Below are 14,285 nucleotides of genomic sequence, written 5' to 3'. Positions count from 1 at the left end.
GCGCCCTTTTTGGATGGTGAGGCCCATGCCCAGCAGCTTCAAAATTCCGCAGTCGGTGCTGGTGGTGATTTACACGCCTCAGCGCGATGTGCTGCTCATCAAGCGCACAGAGTCCGACCCGGACGCGCCGCCGTTCTGGCAATCGGTGACCGGCAGCAAAGACCACGAAGATGAAGACTGGGCAGAAACTGCCGCCCGAGAGGTGTGGGAAGAAACCGGCCTTGACTGCCGCCCGGGCGCTCCCCTGTGCGCCCACTTGCGCGACTGGAGGCTGGAAAACACCTACACCATCTACCCCCGCTGGTTGCACCGCTACGCCCCGGGCGTGACGCACAACACCGAGCGCGTCTTCGGCCTCATGGTGCCGGCGGTGTGCGATGTAGCCCTGCAGCCGCGCGAGCACACCGATTTTTGCTGGCTGCCCTATGCGCAGGCGGCCGACCTGTGCTTTTCGCCCTCCAATGCCGAGGCGGTGCTGCAGCTCACCCATCTGCCCCCTGAGGGATTCGCTTCGATCCAGCGCGGGCCGCTGCTGTGAAGCCGGGCACCCTGCGGGTCGTGAGTTACAACATCCACAAAGGCGTGCAGGGCGTAGGCCCGTTGCGCCGGCTGGAGATTCACAACCTCAGCCACTCCATGGCGAAGATGGATGCCGATTTGCTGTGCCTGCAGGAAGTTCGCAAGACCCACCAGGGCGAGGCCCGGCATTTCCCGCATTGGCCGGACCAGCCGCAGGCCGACTTTCTGGCGCCGGAGGGGTACCACACGGTGTACCGCACCAATGCCTTCACGCGGCAAGGTGAGCACGGCAACGCTTTGCTCAGCCGCTGGCCGGTGGTGCTGCACCAGCACGAGGACATGTCGGACCACCGGTTGGAGCAGCGCGGGCTGCTGCATGCCGAGCTGGATGTGGCCGGGCGCAGCGTGCATGTGCTGGTGCTGCATTTGGGCCTAATCCGCTCCAGTCGCACACGGCAGCTGCGTCAGCTGCTCCGTTTTTTAGAGCGTGAGGTGCCGCGTTCGGCCCCGGTGGTGGTGGCGGGCGACTTCAACGACTTGCCGGACTGGGTGGCGCGGCAGCTTGCTCCGGCTGGGCTGGAGGCGCCCCGGGCGCTTCGCTGTGCGACTTTTCCGGCGCGCTTGCCGCTGGTGCAGCTCGACCATGTATTTGCCCGCGGACTGCAGCCTCTGGGTGTGCGGGTTCCCAAGGGGCTGGCCTGGTCCCGCATGTCGGACCACCTCCCCCTGATCACCGAATGGGGGCTGCCGCCCGCCCCGCCATGCTGAGGTCTGCCACGCTGACAGCAGGGCACTCGCTGGAGTTGCTCGAGGGAGGGGCGCAGTTTTTTCCTGCCCTGATTGCGGCAATGGACGGTGCCGCGCGCGAGGTGCGGCTGGAGACCTATATCTTCGACTTTGACCCGCAGGGCATTGCTGTGGCACAGGCGCTCGAGCGCGCCGCAGGGAGAGGTGTGGCGGTGTTTGTGGTGGTGGACGGCGTCGGCACGCCCCGCGTTCCGCAGGAATGGCAGCAGCGCTGGGCGCAGAGCGGGGTGCGCTGGCAACAGTTTCAGCCCTTGGGGCAATGGGGGCTGCTGATGCCCGGGCAGTGGCGGCGCATGCACCGCAAGTTGTGTGTGGTGGACGGCGAGTGGGCGTTTTGTGGTGGCATCAATGTGCTGGACGACTGGCTGGACTCCCGCCACGGCCCGCTGAGCGCGGCCCGGCTGGACTATGCCGTCAAGGTGCGCGGCCCCTTGGTAGAGCAGTGCCTGCAGGCGATGCAGCAATTCTGGGCGCGTGCGCAGGTTGCGCGCCAGCTCGAGCATTTGCAGTGGCGCGAAGTGCGCAGCCAGTGGCCGCAATGGCGCTCGTTGCCGTCCTCCGGCAAGCCCTTGCAAGCGCTTGCAGCCCAGACGGATGCCGCCACTGGTGCTGCCGACAGCCATGCGGCGCTGGTGTTGCGCGACAACGTGCGTAACCGCAGCCGCATCGAGCGCAGCTACCTCAAGGCCATAGGCGAGGCACGCCACGAGGTGGTGCTGGCGAATGCGTATTTCCTGCCCGGCGGGCGATTGCGCCGCGCCCTGATGCATGCCGCGCGGCGGGGTGTGCGGGTGCAGGTGGTGGTGCAGGGGCGCTACGAATATTTCATGCAGTACCACGCCAGCCGGCCGGTACTGGGCGAGCTGGTGCGCGCGGGGGTGGAGATTTACGAGTACACGCCGGGTTTCTTGCACGCCAAAGTGGCGGTGGTCGACGGTGTGTGGGCCACGGTGGGCTCCTCCAATCTTGATCCCTTGAGCCTGCTGCTGGCCCGCGAGGCGAATGTGGTGGTGTACGACGCTGCCTTCGCGCAGCGCCTGCAGGCAGCATTGCTGACGGTCATCAGCGGCAGCACCCGCCGCTGGGATATTGCGGCCGATGCCCGGCGCCCCTGGCACCAGCGCGTGCGCGACAGGCTGGCCTTCGGGCTGATGCGGTTTTTGATATTCTTTAGCGGTATCCGCTACTAGTTTGATAGCTGCTCGCGCAATGCCTACGGGCGCTTGATTGCAAAAACCCTTTAAATCCAATCGCTGCTACCATCGCTGCACTTTCATGACAACCTCATTCACTATGCCCCCCAATGACGAAGCGGAAGGAACGCCGGTTTCCGTAAAAATCCGCGAACGCCTGCAGGCGTCCCGCAAGCGTTTCCATGCCAATGACAACATCGCCGACTTCATCCAACCCGGCGAGCTCGAGTCCTTGCTCGATGAAGTCGAAGTCCAGATGCGCGGTGTGCTCACCAGTTTGGTGATCGACATCCAGAACGACCACAACACCGACAACACCGCCCGCCGTGTGGCCAAGATGTACCTCAATGAGGTCTTCCGCGGCCGCTATGTGCCCGCGCCCACCATTACCGAGTTCCCCAATGTCGGCCACCTCAATGAGCTGATGATCGTGGGCCCCATTACCGTGCGCAGCGCCTGCAGCCACCACTTCTGCCCCGTGATCGGCAAGATTTGGATCGGCGTCATGCCCAACGAGCACACCAATGTGATTGGCCTCTCCAAATACGCGCGCCTGGCCGAATGGATCATGGGCCGCCCGCAGATCCAGGAAGAGGCGGTGGTGCAGCTGGCCGACTTGATCCAACACAAGACCCAGCCCGACGGACTGGCTATCGTCATGGAAGCGAGTCACTATTGCATGGCTTGGCGGGGCGTGAAGGACATGAACAGCAAGATGATCAACTCGGTCATGCGCGGTGTGTTCCTCAAAGACCCCAACCTGCGCCGCGAATTTTTGTCCCTCATTCCCCAGAAAGGTTAATGCCATGTTGGTCCGTTTGCTTTATGCCAGCCGCGCCCTCGACTCCAACCCCGAGGCGATCGACACCATCCTGGCCCAGTCCCGCAATTACAACCCTACCTGCGGCATCACCGGGATTCTGTGCTACGGCGGCGGCATCTTTTTGCAGGCCATCGAAGGCGGCCGCATGGCAGTGAGCGAGCTCTACGGCCACATTCAGAGAGACAAGCGGCACAAGGAAGTGGTGCTGCTGCACTACGAAGAAATCACCGAACGCCGTTTCGGTGGCTGGACCATGGGGCAGGTCAACATGTCCAAGATCAACACCAACATCCTGCTCAAGTACGCAGAGCGCCCCGAGCTCGACCCCTACGCAGTCTCGGGCAAGGTGTCTCTGGCTTTGCTGGAAGAACTGATGGCCACGGCCTCCATCATCGGGCGCGCCTGAGCGAGAGCGTTTCGACATGAGCCTGCTGGTTGGTTGCGATTTCACCAGCAGCCCCAGCACCCGCAAGCCCATCGTCTGCGCCCGCGGTCACCAGAGCGCCGGCCGGCTGGTGCTCGAGGGCCTGCAAACATTGCCTTCGCTGGATGCGTTTTCGCAGTGGCTGGTTCAGGACGGGGCCTGGGTGGGCGGGTTTGACCTGCCGTTCGGCCTGCCGCGCGAACTGGTGCAGACCCTGGATTGGCCCCTGCAGTGGGGGCCCTGCCTGCGGCATTACGCCAGCCTCTCGCGTCAGGAGATCCGCGACCAGTTCTCTGCCTTTTGCGACGCGCGCCCTGTGGGCGGCAAATTCGCCCACCGTGCCACTGACCGGCCGGCCGAATCAAGCCCCTCGATGAAATGGGTGAACCCGCCGGTGGCCTTCATGCTGCACGCCGGTGTGCCCCGCCTGATGGACGCCGGTGTGTACCTGCCCGGCCTACAGGAAGCGCCCGCCGGCCCGCCTGCTGGGATGCGGGTGGGGTTGGAGGCCTACCCCGGCATGGTGGCTCGCGCCATCATCGGCGCGCGCAGCTACAAAAGCGATGACCGGGCCAAGCAAACGCCCGAGCGGCTGATAGCCCGCAAAGACCTGCTCAACGCGCTTGAGACCGGGCAGCACCGCTGGCAGGTCCGTCTCAAGCTGCGCCATGCGCAGCGCGATGCGCTGGTGGACGACGCCAGCGGCGACAGCCTGGATGCGGTGTTATGCCTTCTGCTGGCCGCTTGGGCTGAAGCGCAAAGCCTGCAAGGCCACCCGCTGTGGGGCCTGCCGGCAGATCTGGACCCCTTGGAGGGCTGGATCATTTCGGCTTGACGGGCACCGGTGCCGGCGGCTGAGGAGCCGCAGGCGACTTTGGCGGGCTCAGTTGCCTTTGGAGCCCACGACCTCGGCCACCTTGACGGCGAGCTGCGACACCGCTAGCGCGGCGGGGCTGCCGGGCGTGGCCTGCATCAGCAACTGGCGGCGCATGATGGCCTGGCGCACTGCGGGGTCGGCGGGAATATCGCCCATGTGCACCAATCGCAGCGGCCGGCCGCTGTCGGTGGTGACAAAACGGTCCAGCACCTGTTGCAGCTGCGTGGTGATGGCTCGGCCGTCGCCCAGACGCGCGGTCTGGTTAATCACCATGCGGATGGTTTCACGCTTTTGCTGGCCCACCAGTACCTTGATGGTGGCGTAGGCGTCGGTTAGCGAAGTGGGTTCGGGGGTGGCAACCACCAGCACCTCGGAGGCCAGCGACACCGCAAACAGCACCACATCCGAGATGCCGGCGCCGGTGTCCAAAATCACCACATCGTAGTGGGGCACCAGCCCGTTCATGATGCGCAAAAAGTCGCCGCGCACCTCGGGCGTAAGGCGCGAATACTCCACCATGCCCGAGCCCGCCAGCAGCACAGAAAAACCGCCCGGCGCCCGGATGATGGCGTCTTCGAGCTTGGCCTTGCCGGTGAACACATCGTGCAGGGTGACCTTAGGGTAGAGGTTGAGCACTACGTCCAGGTTGGCCAGACCGAGGTCGGCGTCCAGCACCAGCACCCGCTGCCCGCGCTTGGCCATGGCGGCGGCGAGGTTGGCGGAGAAAAACGTCTTGCCCACGCCCCCTTTGCCGCTGGTCACGGCAATGACTTTGCCCCAAGGCTTGAGGGGGGCGCCTGCCTTGCCCTCGGCCGATTCAGGTGGATTCAACACGTCAGACATCAAATAAACCTTTGCACAGCGGCGCCGGCATGGAGGCCGGTCGGATCGCTAGAAATACCCTCAATCCATGCCGGCTCGCCCAGGGCGAGGTGGCCGAAGAGCATGCTTTTTTCTTCGGCGCTGACATAGATTTCCTGTTGCGTGTCCAGAAAAACGCAGTTGCGGCCCTCGCTCTTGGCGCGGTAGAGCTGCATGTCGGCGCGTTCGGTCCACAGGCTGGTGGTCGATCGCACCCACTCGGGCGCAAAGGCGCCGCCGATGCTCACAGACACATGGATAGTCAGCCCCGGCGCAATGGGTATTGCCATCGCCTCGATGTGCGCGCGGATGCGCTCTGCCACCGCCGTGCCGTAGCTGGTGTGGCAGCTCGGCAGGATGAGGGCAAATTCCTCGCCGCCGAAGCGGCAGACGGTATCCATCTGACGCACGGAGGTGGCGAGCAGCCTGGCAATGGCCTGCAGCACCTGGTCGCCGGCCTGGTGGCCGTAGTTGTCGTTGACGCGCTTGAAGTTGTCGATGTCAACCATCAACAGCAATGCGGGCTCGCCCGAGCGGGCCACCATGTCGATGGAACGCTCCAGCACGCTGCGGAAATGGCGGCGGTTGCCCAGACCGGTCAGGGGGTCTCGCAGCGAGAGCTCGCACAAGCCGTCGATCAGGGCTTGCAGATACGCGGCGGGGGACAGATCGGGCGCGGGCAAAGGTGCGCCCGCATCGTGGTCCAGCAAGGCGATTGCATCGTCCAGCCGGAGGCGCTGTAGCTCAACAAGGGAGGAAGTAAGCGTTTGGGCCACGGGAGGTGAGATTTGATGAAAGAAAGTCTAACAGGAAGCCTGCGCTGCGCGCGTGCCACGCAGGCTTCCAAAGCACCAAACTGGCAGGCCCGAGGGCCTTAATTGGCGGCCTGCCGAGACCCGCAAACCGTACATGCTGGATTGCGTGGCAGGCGAATGTCGGTCCACTCCATGCGCAGCCCGTCAAGCAGCAGCATGCGTGTGGCCAGTGTGCCGGGCAGTCCCAGCACCAGCTTGAGCGCTTCGGCCGCCTGCATGGAGCCGATGATGCCCACCAGCGGTGAAAACACGCCCATGGTGGAGCACTCGGTGGGAGGCGGCGCGTCGTCCGGCGGAAACGCACAGGCGTAGCAGGGAGACGTGGGAACGCGGCTGTCGTACACAGCGATCTGCCCGTCAAACCGGATGGCAGCGCCAGATACCAGCGGTACACCAGCCCGCACGCAGGCCTGATTGACCGCTTGGCGGGAGCTGAAGTTGTCGCAGCAGTCCAGCACTACATCCACGTCCGCCAGCACACTGTCCAGCCAGGCCTTGTCGGCAAGTGCCTGCACAGCATTCACCGCGGTGTGGGGGTTGAGTGCTCCTAAAGCAGTAGCAGCTGAGGCAACCTTGGCCTGGCCTACGCTGGACGTGGAGTGGATGATCTGGCGCTGCAGGTTGGTGAGGTCGACCACATCCGGATCGATCAGGGTGAGCTGACCGATGCCCGCGGCCGCAAGGTACATGGCAGCCGGTGCCCCCAGGCCGCCTGCGCCTACGATGAGCGCATGGGCCTGCCGGATGCGCTGCTGGCCCTCGATGCCGATTTCATCCAGGAGAATGTGGCGCGAGTAGCGCAGCAGTTCCTCGTCGGTCATCGGGAAGGTTAGTTGTCCTTGACGTCTTCTTTGCGTTCGACTTGCGTTTTGCTCACCAGCACCGGCTTGCCCTTGAGCTGGTTGAGGGCCTGCAAGAGCTGGAAGTCTTTGTCCGAGCCGAACTCGGGGACCTTGCGCTCAGCGGCGGGCTTGCGTGACTCTTCCTCGAGCCGTTTGAGGGCTTCATCACGCGCCTTCTCGCGGGCGGTGTCTTTCTTGTCTTCGCCCTGGCCGCTGCTCAAGTGCTTTTCCAGGTCGGCTTCGCGCATGCGCAGGGCGGCAAACGGGCTGCCCTCTTCGGTTTCGTCGACCATCACATCCGGCACGATGCCCTTGGCCTGAATGGATCGACCGCTTGGCGTGTAGTAGCGCGATGTGGTGATTTTCAGGCCGGTATCGGGCCCCAAGGGGCGGAAGGTCTGCACCGAGCCCTTGCCGAAGGACTGGCTACCCAGAATGGTGGCGCGTTTGTGGTCCTGCAGGGCGCCGGCCACGATTTCGCTGGCCGATGCCGAGCCTTCGTTCACCAGCACCACCAGCGGCACCTTTTTAAGCGCAGCGGGAAGCGTCTTGAGCGCTTCAGCACCTTGCAGGCCGCGAATGTCGCTGGCGGTGGCACGCAGCACCTGTTTGCTGTCGGCGGTTTGGCCTTTGGTGGAGACTACGGTCACGTTCTCCGGCAAGAAAGCGGCCGACATGGCCACCGCGGATGTCAACAGGCCGCCCGGGTCATTGCGCAAGTCCAGCACCATGCCCTTGATCTTGGGGTCCTGCTTGTAAAGCTCTTCCACCTTCTTGGCGAAATCTTCGAAGCTTCTCTCCTGGAACTGGCTCACGCGGATCCATGCATAGCCCGGCTCCACCATCTTGCCGCGCACCGACTGTTGCTTAATTTCTTCGCGCGTGATGGTCACCGGGAAGCTGCGGTTCTCGTCCTTGCGGAAAATCGTCAGCAGCACCTTGGTGTTGGGTTCGCCGCGCATGCGTTTGACGGCTTCATTCAGTGTGAGACCCTTGACGGCGGTGTCGTCAATCCTGGTGATCAGGTCGTTGGTCTTGAGGCCGGCGCGGAATGCGGGCGAACCTTCAATCGGCGACACGATTTTGACCAGGCCGTCCTCCTGGGTGATTTCGATGCCAACGCCGACAAACTTGCCGGAGGTGCCTTCGCGGAATTCCTTGAAGGACTTCTTGTCAAAGTACTGGGAGTGGGGGTCCAGGCTGGCGACCATGCCGGTGATGGCGTCGGTGATGAGCTTTTTCTCATCCACCGGCTCCACATAGTCGCTCTTGACCATGCCGAACACCGTGGCCAATTGCTGCAGCTCTTCCAATGGCAGCGGGGACAGGCTGCTACGCGCAACGGTCTGTAAAGAGACGGTAGTGAGGGCGCCGGCGACCACGCCCAATGCAACCCAGCCGGTGATTTTTAGTTTGTGACCCATAGTATTTCCTGTGCCGTACCAATATACACCGTGGCCCCACGGCGCAATGCAGAGCCGGCGCATACCCCGCAACAGCGCGCATTTTCCAGCAGACAACCGCCGACGCGGGCTGCGCTCAGGCTCTGCCTTGGGAGGCGACAGCTGCTGCTGCCTTGGCGGCCGCCTCGGCGTCGCCCAGGTAGTAGTGGCGTATCGGCTTCAGGTCGGCATCGAGCTCGTACACCAGCGGAATGCCGTTGGGGATGTTCACGCCCACGATGTCTTCGTCAGAAATGTTGTCGAGGTACTTGATCAGTGCGCGGATCGAGTTGCCGTGTGCGGCGACCACGATGCGCTTGCCGGCCTTGATGGCGGGCGCCATCGATTCGTTCCAGAAGGGCAGCACGCGCGCGACCGTGTCTTTCAGGCATTCGGTCAGGGGCACTTGCTCCGGGGGCAGCTTGGCGTAGCGCACGTCAGCGCGCTCACTGCGCGGGTCGCCGGCTTCGAGTGCGGGCGGAGGGGTGTCATAGCTGCGGCGCCAGACAAGTACTTGATCGTCGCCAAACTTCTTGGCCATGTCGGCTTTATTGAGCCCCTGCAGGGCGCCGTAATGGCGCTCGTTCAGGCGCCAGCTGTGCACCACGGGCAGCCAGGTTCGGTCCATCTCGTCCAGGGTATGCCACAGGGTGCGGATGGCGCGCTTGAGTACGCTGGTGTAGGCGACGTCGAATTCATAACCTTCGGCCTTGAGTTGGCGCCCTGCGTTCTTGGCCTGTTCGATGCCGGTGGGGGTCAGGTCCACATCGGTCCATCCGGTAAAGCGGTTTTCGAGATTCCAGGTGGATTCGCCGTGGCGAACGAGAACAAGTTTGTACATGGTGAGGGGTTCTATCGTTGCGAAAACCGACAGCAGGCAGCGTCGGTCAAGACGGCGCATTCTAAAATGCGGCTCCCGCGTGACGTAACCAACAAGGAACAAAGTGAAATTTTTTATCGATAACTGGATGCTGATTTCCATCGCACTATCCTCCGGCGGCCTGTTGCTGTGGCCGGTCCTGCAGGGTGCGACTGCGGTGGGCTTGGAGCCTTCCGGTGTCATTCAGTTGATCAACCGTGAGCGGGCTACGGTGGTGGACGTGTCGGACGCGGCCGAATTTGCCGGCGGCCATATTGTCGGATCCAAGAATCTGCCGCTGGCCGACCTGGAAGCCAAGTTGGCCGGCATGGTGAAGAACAAGACACTGCCCCTGGTGCTGGTCTGCCAAGCCGGGGCCCGCTCGGCACAGGCGGTGGGCCTGGCGAAAAAGCTGGGCTACGAGCAGGCCCAATCGCTGCAGGGCGGGCTCAAAGCATGGAAAGCCGCTAACCTCCCGGTGGAGAAGGCATGATTCAGGCTTCGCGATACCAAGGAAAATCTGTATGCAAACCGTCAAGATGTACACCACCGCTGTCTGCCCCTACTGCGTGCAGGCCAAGCGGATTCTCAAGTCAAAAGGCGTGGAGTCGATTGAAGAAATCCGCGTCGATCTGAGCCCTGACGACCGCGTCAAGATGATGGAGCTCACCGGCCAACGCACCGTTCCGCAAATCTTCATCGGCGAGACCCATGTGGGCGGTTGCGACGATTTGATGGCGCTCGACAGCCGTGGCGGCTTGCTGCCGTTGTTGGGTGCAGCTGCCTGACATAATTCCAACCAGTGTCAATTCCCCCAGCCCGTCGGCCTCGTTGCGGCGGGCTTTTGTTTATCCCAAAGAGACCTGACCATGTCCGACCAAGAACCCGTTTTCCAGATTCAGCGCGTCTACCTCAAAGAGGCTTCGCTGGAGCAACCCAATTCCCCTGCGATCCTGCTCGAGCAAGAGCAGCCCACGGTTGATATTCAGCTGGGTGTGGAAGCAGCTCCCGTGGCGGACGGCGTGTTCGAGGTGTGCGTCACTGCGACCGTGCAGGCCAAGATCAAGGACAAAACCGTTTTTCTGGTGGAGGCCAAGCAGGCCGGCATTTTCGAAATCCGCAACCTGCCCGAGGAGCAACTCGGCCAGATCATGGGCATTGCATGCCCGCAAATCGTCTATCCCTACCTGCGTGGCAACGTGGCCGATGTGATTCAGCGCTCCGGCTTCCCACCCGTGCATCTGTCTGAAATCAACTTCCAGGCCATGTACGAGCAGCAGCAGGCCAACACCACTTCCGCAAGCCTGCCCCAGTAACCGGATTTCAGGGGTTTTTGGCCCCTGGCCCCCGTAGAACATGCGCGAGCAGCTATGAAAATCATAGTATTGGGCGCCGGAGCCTGGGGCACGGCCTTGGCCATCAGCGCGGCCCGCAATGCCCGCCGGCAGCATGCGGTGACGCTATGGTCGCGTGATGCGGAGGCCGTCCGTGCCATGCAGGGCGAGCGCTCTAACCGGCGCTATTTGCCGGGTCGCGTGTTCCCGCCTACTTTGACTCTCAGCGCCGAGCCACTCGAGGTGTTGCTGACCCCGTGCGGCTCACCGCCGGACTTGGTCATCATCGCGACGCCCATGGCCGCCCTGCGGGAGATGTTGCAGCGCGTCTCGGCATTGAGTTGTCCGGTGGCCTGGCTTTGTAAAGGGTTTGAGGCTCCGGTGGGCGGCAGTCACGGCCTTCTGGGCCATGAGGTGCAATCCTTGGTAGCGCCTGGCTTGCACGCCGGAGTGCTGAGCGGCCCCAGTTTTGCGCAGGAAGTAGCTGCCGGACAGCCCACCGCCTTGGTGGCTGCCAGTGCCCATGAAGGCGTGCGCCGTGCGCTGGTGGACGCTTTTCACAGCGCCGAGCTGCGGGTTTATGCCAACGACGATGTGGTGGGCGTGGAAGTCGGCGGTGCGGTGAAAAACGTGCTGGCGATTGCCACCGGCCTGTGCGACGGGCTGGCGCTGGGGCTTAATGCGCGGGCAGCGCTCATCACCCGCGGACTGGCCGAAATCAGCCGACTCGGGCTGGCCCTGGGCGCGCGGCCCGAGACCTTCATGGGCCTGAGCGGTCTGGGCGATTTGGTGCTGACCGCCACCGGCGACCTCTCACGCAACCGCAAGGTCGGTCTCGCGCTGGCCCAGGGGAAGACGCTGGATCAGGCGGTCGCCGAGCTGGGCCATGTGGCCGAAGGTGTTTACAGCGCGCGCACCGTCTGGCAGCGCGCCAGCAGCCTGGGCATTGACATGCCGATCACCCAGGGCGTGGTGGACTTGCTCGACGGTCGGCTGCAGGCGGCGCAGGCCGTCATGGCGCTGATGGGCCGTGGGCCCGCTAACGAGGTTCATTAGCGGTCCCTCCAGCCGTGGCCGGCCCCGCTATCCCACAGCCGCCACCTTGGCAGCAATGTGGGCAATGGCCTCTTCCACCTGATCGACCAGCACCAGACACAGTTCGCCGGCTTGCAGCTTGTCTAGCGCGGTGTCGATGGCCAGAAACTCGCCGAAGACTTCAGTTTGTTGCGTGGTGCGCTTAGCCTGCGCCAGCCCCTCGCGCAGCAGTGTCAGCACCTCGCCATCTTTGCGGCCGCGCTGGCACTGGTCTTCAAACATCACCACCTCATCAAACGCATCACCCAAAATCTGGGTCTGCTGGCGGATGTCCTGGTCGCGCCGGTCGCCGGCGCCGCTGATGACCACCGAGCGGCGGCTGGCCGGCATGGCCTGTACCGCCTGCACCAGCGCCTGCATCGCGTCTGGGTTGTGGCCGTAGTCGGCAATCACGGTGGCGCCGCGGTAGTGGAATAAATTGAAGCGGCCGGCTGCATTGTGGTTGTCGTTCGAAAAAGTGGCCAGGCCCTGGCGGATGGCGTCCCATCCCAGCCCCAACGACCAGGCGGCGGCCACGCTGGCCATCACGTTTTCCACCTGAAAGCCAATCGTGCCGCCCATGGTGATCGGCACCTCGGACAGCGCAATCGACTCGGTCTGGCTGCCCTTGCGTGCTACCAGCTGCTTGCCCTGCACATAAACCACGGCATGGCCCTGCGCGCGGTGCGTGGCCATCACGGGGTTGTTCTTGTCCTCGGCAAAAAAGATGACCTGCCCCTTGCACTTGGCCGCCATGCGGGCCACGATGGGGTCGGCCGCGTTGAGCACGGCGGCGCCGGTGGCGGCTACGTTTTGCACAATCACCCGCTTGAGCACTGCCAGTTCGTCGACGGTGGTGATGTAGTTCAGACCCAGGTGGTCGCCGCTGCCCACATTGGTCACTACCGCCACATCGCACTTGTCGAACGCCAGCCCCTCGCGCAAGATGCCGCCGCGTGCGGTCTCCAGCACCGCAGCGTCTACATCGGGGTGCAGCAACACGCTCTTGGCGCTCTTGGGGCCGCTGCAGTCGCCGGTGTCGATGCAGTCGCCGTTCACGTAAACGCCGTCGGTGTTGGTCATGCCGACCCGCAAACCGCTGTGGGCGAGCACGTGCGAAATCAGCCGCACGGTGGTGGTTTTGCCGTTGGTGCCGGTCACCGCCACGATAGGAATGCGGCCGTCCTGTCCCTTCTTGAACATGCTGCCGATGATGGCCTCGCCCACCGCGCGGCCTTTGCCGAAGGAGGGCGAGAGGTGCATGCGCAGGCCGGGGGCGGCGTTCACCTCGACAATGCCGCCACCTTGTTCTTCGAGCGATCGCAGGATGCTGTCGCACACTACATCGACACCGCAGATATCGAGCCCCACCATGTGCGCCGCGGCAATGGCGCGGGCAGCGACCTCGGGGTGAACATCGTCAGTCACATCGGTGGCAGAGCCGCCGGTGGAGAGGTTGGCGTTGTTGCGCAAGTTGACCCGCTGGCCCTTGGCGGGCACCGAATCCGAGTTGAAACCTTGCGTGGCGAGCGTGGCCTTGGCGATTTCGTCGAACCGGATTTTGGTCAGTGAGGTGGAGTGGCCGGAGCCGCGGCGGGGGTCGGCATTGACCTGCGCCACCAGCTCGGCGATGGTGTGTTTGCCGTCGCCCACCACTTTCGGCGGATCGCGCCGCGCCGCCGCCACCAGCCGGTCACCCACCACCAGGAGGCGGAAATCGTTACCTGGCATAAACCTCTCGACCAGAATATCGTCGCGGAACTCCTTGGCTACTGCAAACGCCTTGAGCAGCTGCTCTTTGCTGGTGATGTTGACGGTTACGCCCTTGCCCTGGTTGCCGTCATTGGGCTTGACCACCACAGGCAGCCCGATTTCCTGCGCCGCGGCCCAGGCGTCGTCCGCGTCTGCCACCGAGCGGCCGCCCGGCACCGGCACGCCAGCCGCCGCCAGCAGCTTCTTGGTGAGTTCTTTGTCTTGGGCGATGGCCTCTGCGATGGCGCTGGTCACGTCCATCTCTGCGGCCTGAATGCGGCGTTGCTTGCTGCCCCAGCCCAGGCGCACCATGCTGCCTTCGGTCATGCGACTGTAGGGAATGCCCCGGGCAACCGCGGCATCCACAATGGAGCCGGTGCTGGGGCCGAGGCGAACATCTTCGTCCAGATCGCGCAGAGCCTCCAGGGCCGCTGGCAGGTCAAAGGGCGTGTCATGCAGCGCGGCGTTGCACAACTTTTCGGCCAGCTCCATGGCGAGCATTCCCACCTCTTCCTCGCTGTACTCCACGACCACCTGGTAGGTGTTGGCGTCGACCGTGGGAGTGGTGCAGCTGAAGGTCACCGGGCAGCCGGCCTGCGCCTGCAGGCCCAAAGCCGCCAACTCCAGCACGCGGGCCAGCGACACGCTCTCCGCATGGCCGAC

At 63.8% G+C, this 14,285-nt stretch carries 16 protein-coding genes; 10 read left to right on the top strand and 6 right to left on the bottom strand.

From position 1 onward, the window contains the following. The first annotated feature begins 25 nt into the window (after positions 1–25). The 6 genes from nudB to Q0O05_RS01545 all read left to right on the top strand — a co-directional run bounded on the left by nudB (position 26) and on the right by Q0O05_RS01545 (position 4,601). Positions 26–538, top strand: coding sequence for a dihydroneopterin triphosphate diphosphatase (gene nudB / locus Q0O05_RS01570; RefSeq protein ID WP_293660087.1), 513 nt, complete (start codon positions 26–28; stop codon positions 536–538). Next, positions 535–1,287, top strand: a complete 753-nt coding sequence (locus Q0O05_RS01565; protein WP_293660086.1) for an endonuclease/exonuclease/phosphatase family protein — start codon at positions 535–537, stop codon at positions 1,285–1,287. The genes nudB and Q0O05_RS01565 overlap by 4 nt, the downstream gene beginning before the upstream one ends. Then, positions 1,281–2,516, top strand: coding sequence for a cardiolipin synthase ClsB (gene clsB / locus Q0O05_RS01560; protein WP_293660084.1), 1,236 nt, complete (start codon positions 1,281–1,283; stop codon positions 2,514–2,516). The genes Q0O05_RS01565 and clsB overlap by 7 nt, the downstream gene beginning before the upstream one ends. Positions 2,517–2,619: 103 nt before the next feature. After that, positions 2,620–3,321 carry a GTP cyclohydrolase I gene (gene folE, locus Q0O05_RS01555; protein WP_366519033.1) on the top strand — a complete coding sequence of 234 codons (702 nt, stop codon included), beginning with the start codon at positions 2,620–2,622 and terminating at the stop codon, positions 3,319–3,321. A 4-nt stretch (positions 3,322–3,325) separates the two neighbouring features. After that, the gene (locus Q0O05_RS01550; protein ID WP_293660082.1) at positions 3,326–3,748 is read left to right on the top strand and encodes a BLUF domain-containing protein; all 423 of its coding nucleotides are present in this window, start codon (positions 3,326–3,328) and stop codon (positions 3,746–3,748) included. Positions 3,749–3,764: 16 nt separating this feature from the next. Further along, positions 3,765–4,601: a DUF429 domain-containing protein gene (locus Q0O05_RS01545; protein ID WP_293660081.1), complete on the top strand. Its 837-nt coding sequence runs from the start codon at positions 3,765–3,767 to the stop codon at positions 4,599–4,601. A gap of 48 nt (positions 4,602–4,649) precedes the next feature. Here Q0O05_RS01545 and Q0O05_RS01540 read toward each other — a convergent pair whose 3' ends face one another. The 5 genes from Q0O05_RS01540 to gpmA all read right to left on the bottom strand — a co-directional run bounded on the left by Q0O05_RS01540 (position 4,650) and on the right by gpmA (position 9,444). Beyond that, positions 4,650–5,486, bottom strand: a complete 837-nt coding sequence (locus tag Q0O05_RS01540; protein WP_293660080.1) for a MinD/ParA family protein — start codon at positions 5,484–5,486, stop codon at positions 4,650–4,652. Further along, complete coding sequence (locus Q0O05_RS01535; RefSeq protein WP_293660079.1) at positions 5,486–6,280, bottom strand: GGDEF domain-containing protein; 795 nt, start codon at positions 6,278–6,280, stop codon at positions 5,486–5,488. Before Q0O05_RS01535 ends, Q0O05_RS01540 begins: the two co-directional genes overlap by 1 nt. A gap of 98 nt (positions 6,281–6,378) precedes the next feature. Further along, complete coding sequence (moeB, locus tag Q0O05_RS01530) at positions 6,379–7,140, bottom strand: molybdopterin-synthase adenylyltransferase MoeB (RefSeq protein WP_293660078.1); 762 nt, start codon at positions 7,138–7,140, stop codon at positions 6,379–6,381. 8 nt (positions 7,141–7,148) lie between these two features. Beyond that, entirely contained in the window at positions 7,149–8,585 is a 1,437-nt protein-coding gene (locus Q0O05_RS01525) for a S41 family peptidase (RefSeq protein WP_293660077.1), read from the bottom strand. Positions 8,586–8,700: 115 nt separating this feature from the next. Then, a complete protein-coding gene (gpmA, locus tag Q0O05_RS01520) occupies positions 8,701–9,444 on the bottom strand; it encodes a 2,3-diphosphoglycerate-dependent phosphoglycerate mutase (protein ID WP_293660076.1) in 744 nt (247 codons plus the stop codon). A gap of 103 nt (positions 9,445–9,547) precedes the next feature. Between gpmA and Q0O05_RS01515 the strand changes: the two genes are divergently transcribed. The 4 genes from Q0O05_RS01515 to Q0O05_RS01500 all read left to right on the top strand — a co-directional run bounded on the left by Q0O05_RS01515 (position 9,548) and on the right by Q0O05_RS01500 (position 11,852). Next, complete coding sequence (locus Q0O05_RS01515) at positions 9,548–9,955, top strand: rhodanese-like domain-containing protein (protein WP_293660074.1); 408 nt, start codon at positions 9,548–9,550, stop codon at positions 9,953–9,955. A gap of 31 nt (positions 9,956–9,986) precedes the next feature. Continuing rightward, positions 9,987–10,250 carry a glutaredoxin 3 gene (grxC, locus tag Q0O05_RS01510; RefSeq protein WP_293660073.1) on the top strand — a complete coding sequence of 88 codons (264 nt, stop codon included), beginning with the start codon at positions 9,987–9,989 and terminating at the stop codon, positions 10,248–10,250. Positions 10,251–10,331: 81 nt separating this feature from the next. Then, positions 10,332–10,778 (top strand): protein-export chaperone SecB, encoded by a 447-nt coding sequence (gene secB / locus Q0O05_RS01505; protein ID WP_293660072.1) that lies wholly within the window; start codon positions 10,332–10,334, stop codon positions 10,776–10,778. A gap of 54 nt (positions 10,779–10,832) precedes the next feature. Beyond that, the gene (locus Q0O05_RS01500) at positions 10,833–11,852 is read left to right on the top strand and encodes an NAD(P)H-dependent glycerol-3-phosphate dehydrogenase (RefSeq protein ID WP_293660071.1); all 1,020 of its coding nucleotides are present in this window, start codon (positions 10,833–10,835) and stop codon (positions 11,850–11,852) included. A gap of 27 nt (positions 11,853–11,879) precedes the next feature. Here the strand turns inward: Q0O05_RS01500 and cphA are convergent. Continuing rightward, the coding region (gene cphA, locus Q0O05_RS01495; RefSeq protein WP_293660070.1) for a cyanophycin synthetase at positions 11,880–14,285 on the bottom strand (2,406 nt) is incomplete at its 5' end.

This window comes from Rhodoferax sp. OV413 (assembly GCF_945881795.1).
GTDB lineage: Bacteria > Pseudomonadota > Gammaproteobacteria > Burkholderiales > Burkholderiaceae_C > Allorhodoferax.
The sequence above is the reverse complement of the archived record's forward strand: the minus strand, read 5'-3'. Positions and strand labels throughout refer to the sequence as shown.

Coding starts and splice junctions, on each gene's coding strand:
- nudB (WP_293660087.1), top strand. CDS start 26: ATGCCCAGCAGCTTCAAAATTCCGCAGTCGGTGCTGGTGGTGATTTAC.
- clsB (WP_293660084.1), top strand. CDS start 1,281: ATGCTGAGGTCTGCCACGCTGACAGCAGGGCACTCGCTGGAGTTGCTC.
- folE (WP_366519033.1), top strand. CDS start 2,620: ATGCCCCCCAATGACGAAGCGGAAGGAACGCCGGTTTCCGTAAAAATC.
- Q0O05_RS01550 (WP_293660082.1), top strand. CDS start 3,326: ATGTTGGTCCGTTTGCTTTATGCCAGCCGCGCCCTCGACTCCAACCCC.
- Q0O05_RS01545 (WP_293660081.1), top strand. CDS start 3,765: ATGAGCCTGCTGGTTGGTTGCGATTTCACCAGCAGCCCCAGCACCCGC.
- Q0O05_RS01540 (WP_293660080.1), bottom strand. CDS start 5,486: ATGTCTGACGTGTTGAATCCACCTGAATCGGCCGAGGGCAAGGCAGGC.
- moeB (WP_293660078.1), bottom strand. CDS start 7,140: ATGACCGACGAGGAACTGCTGCGCTACTCGCGCCACATTCTCCTGGAT.
- Q0O05_RS01525 (WP_293660077.1), bottom strand. CDS start 8,585: ATGGGTCACAAACTAAAAATCACCGGCTGGGTTGCATTGGGCGTGGTC.
- gpmA (WP_293660076.1), bottom strand. CDS start 9,444: ATGTACAAACTTGTTCTCGTTCGCCACGGCGAATCCACCTGGAATCTC.
- grxC (WP_293660073.1), top strand. CDS start 9,987: ATGCAAACCGTCAAGATGTACACCACCGCTGTCTGCCCCTACTGCGTG.
- secB (WP_293660072.1), top strand. CDS start 10,332: ATGTCCGACCAAGAACCCGTTTTCCAGATTCAGCGCGTCTACCTCAAA.
- Q0O05_RS01500 (WP_293660071.1), top strand. CDS start 10,833: ATGAAAATCATAGTATTGGGCGCCGGAGCCTGGGGCACGGCCTTGGCC.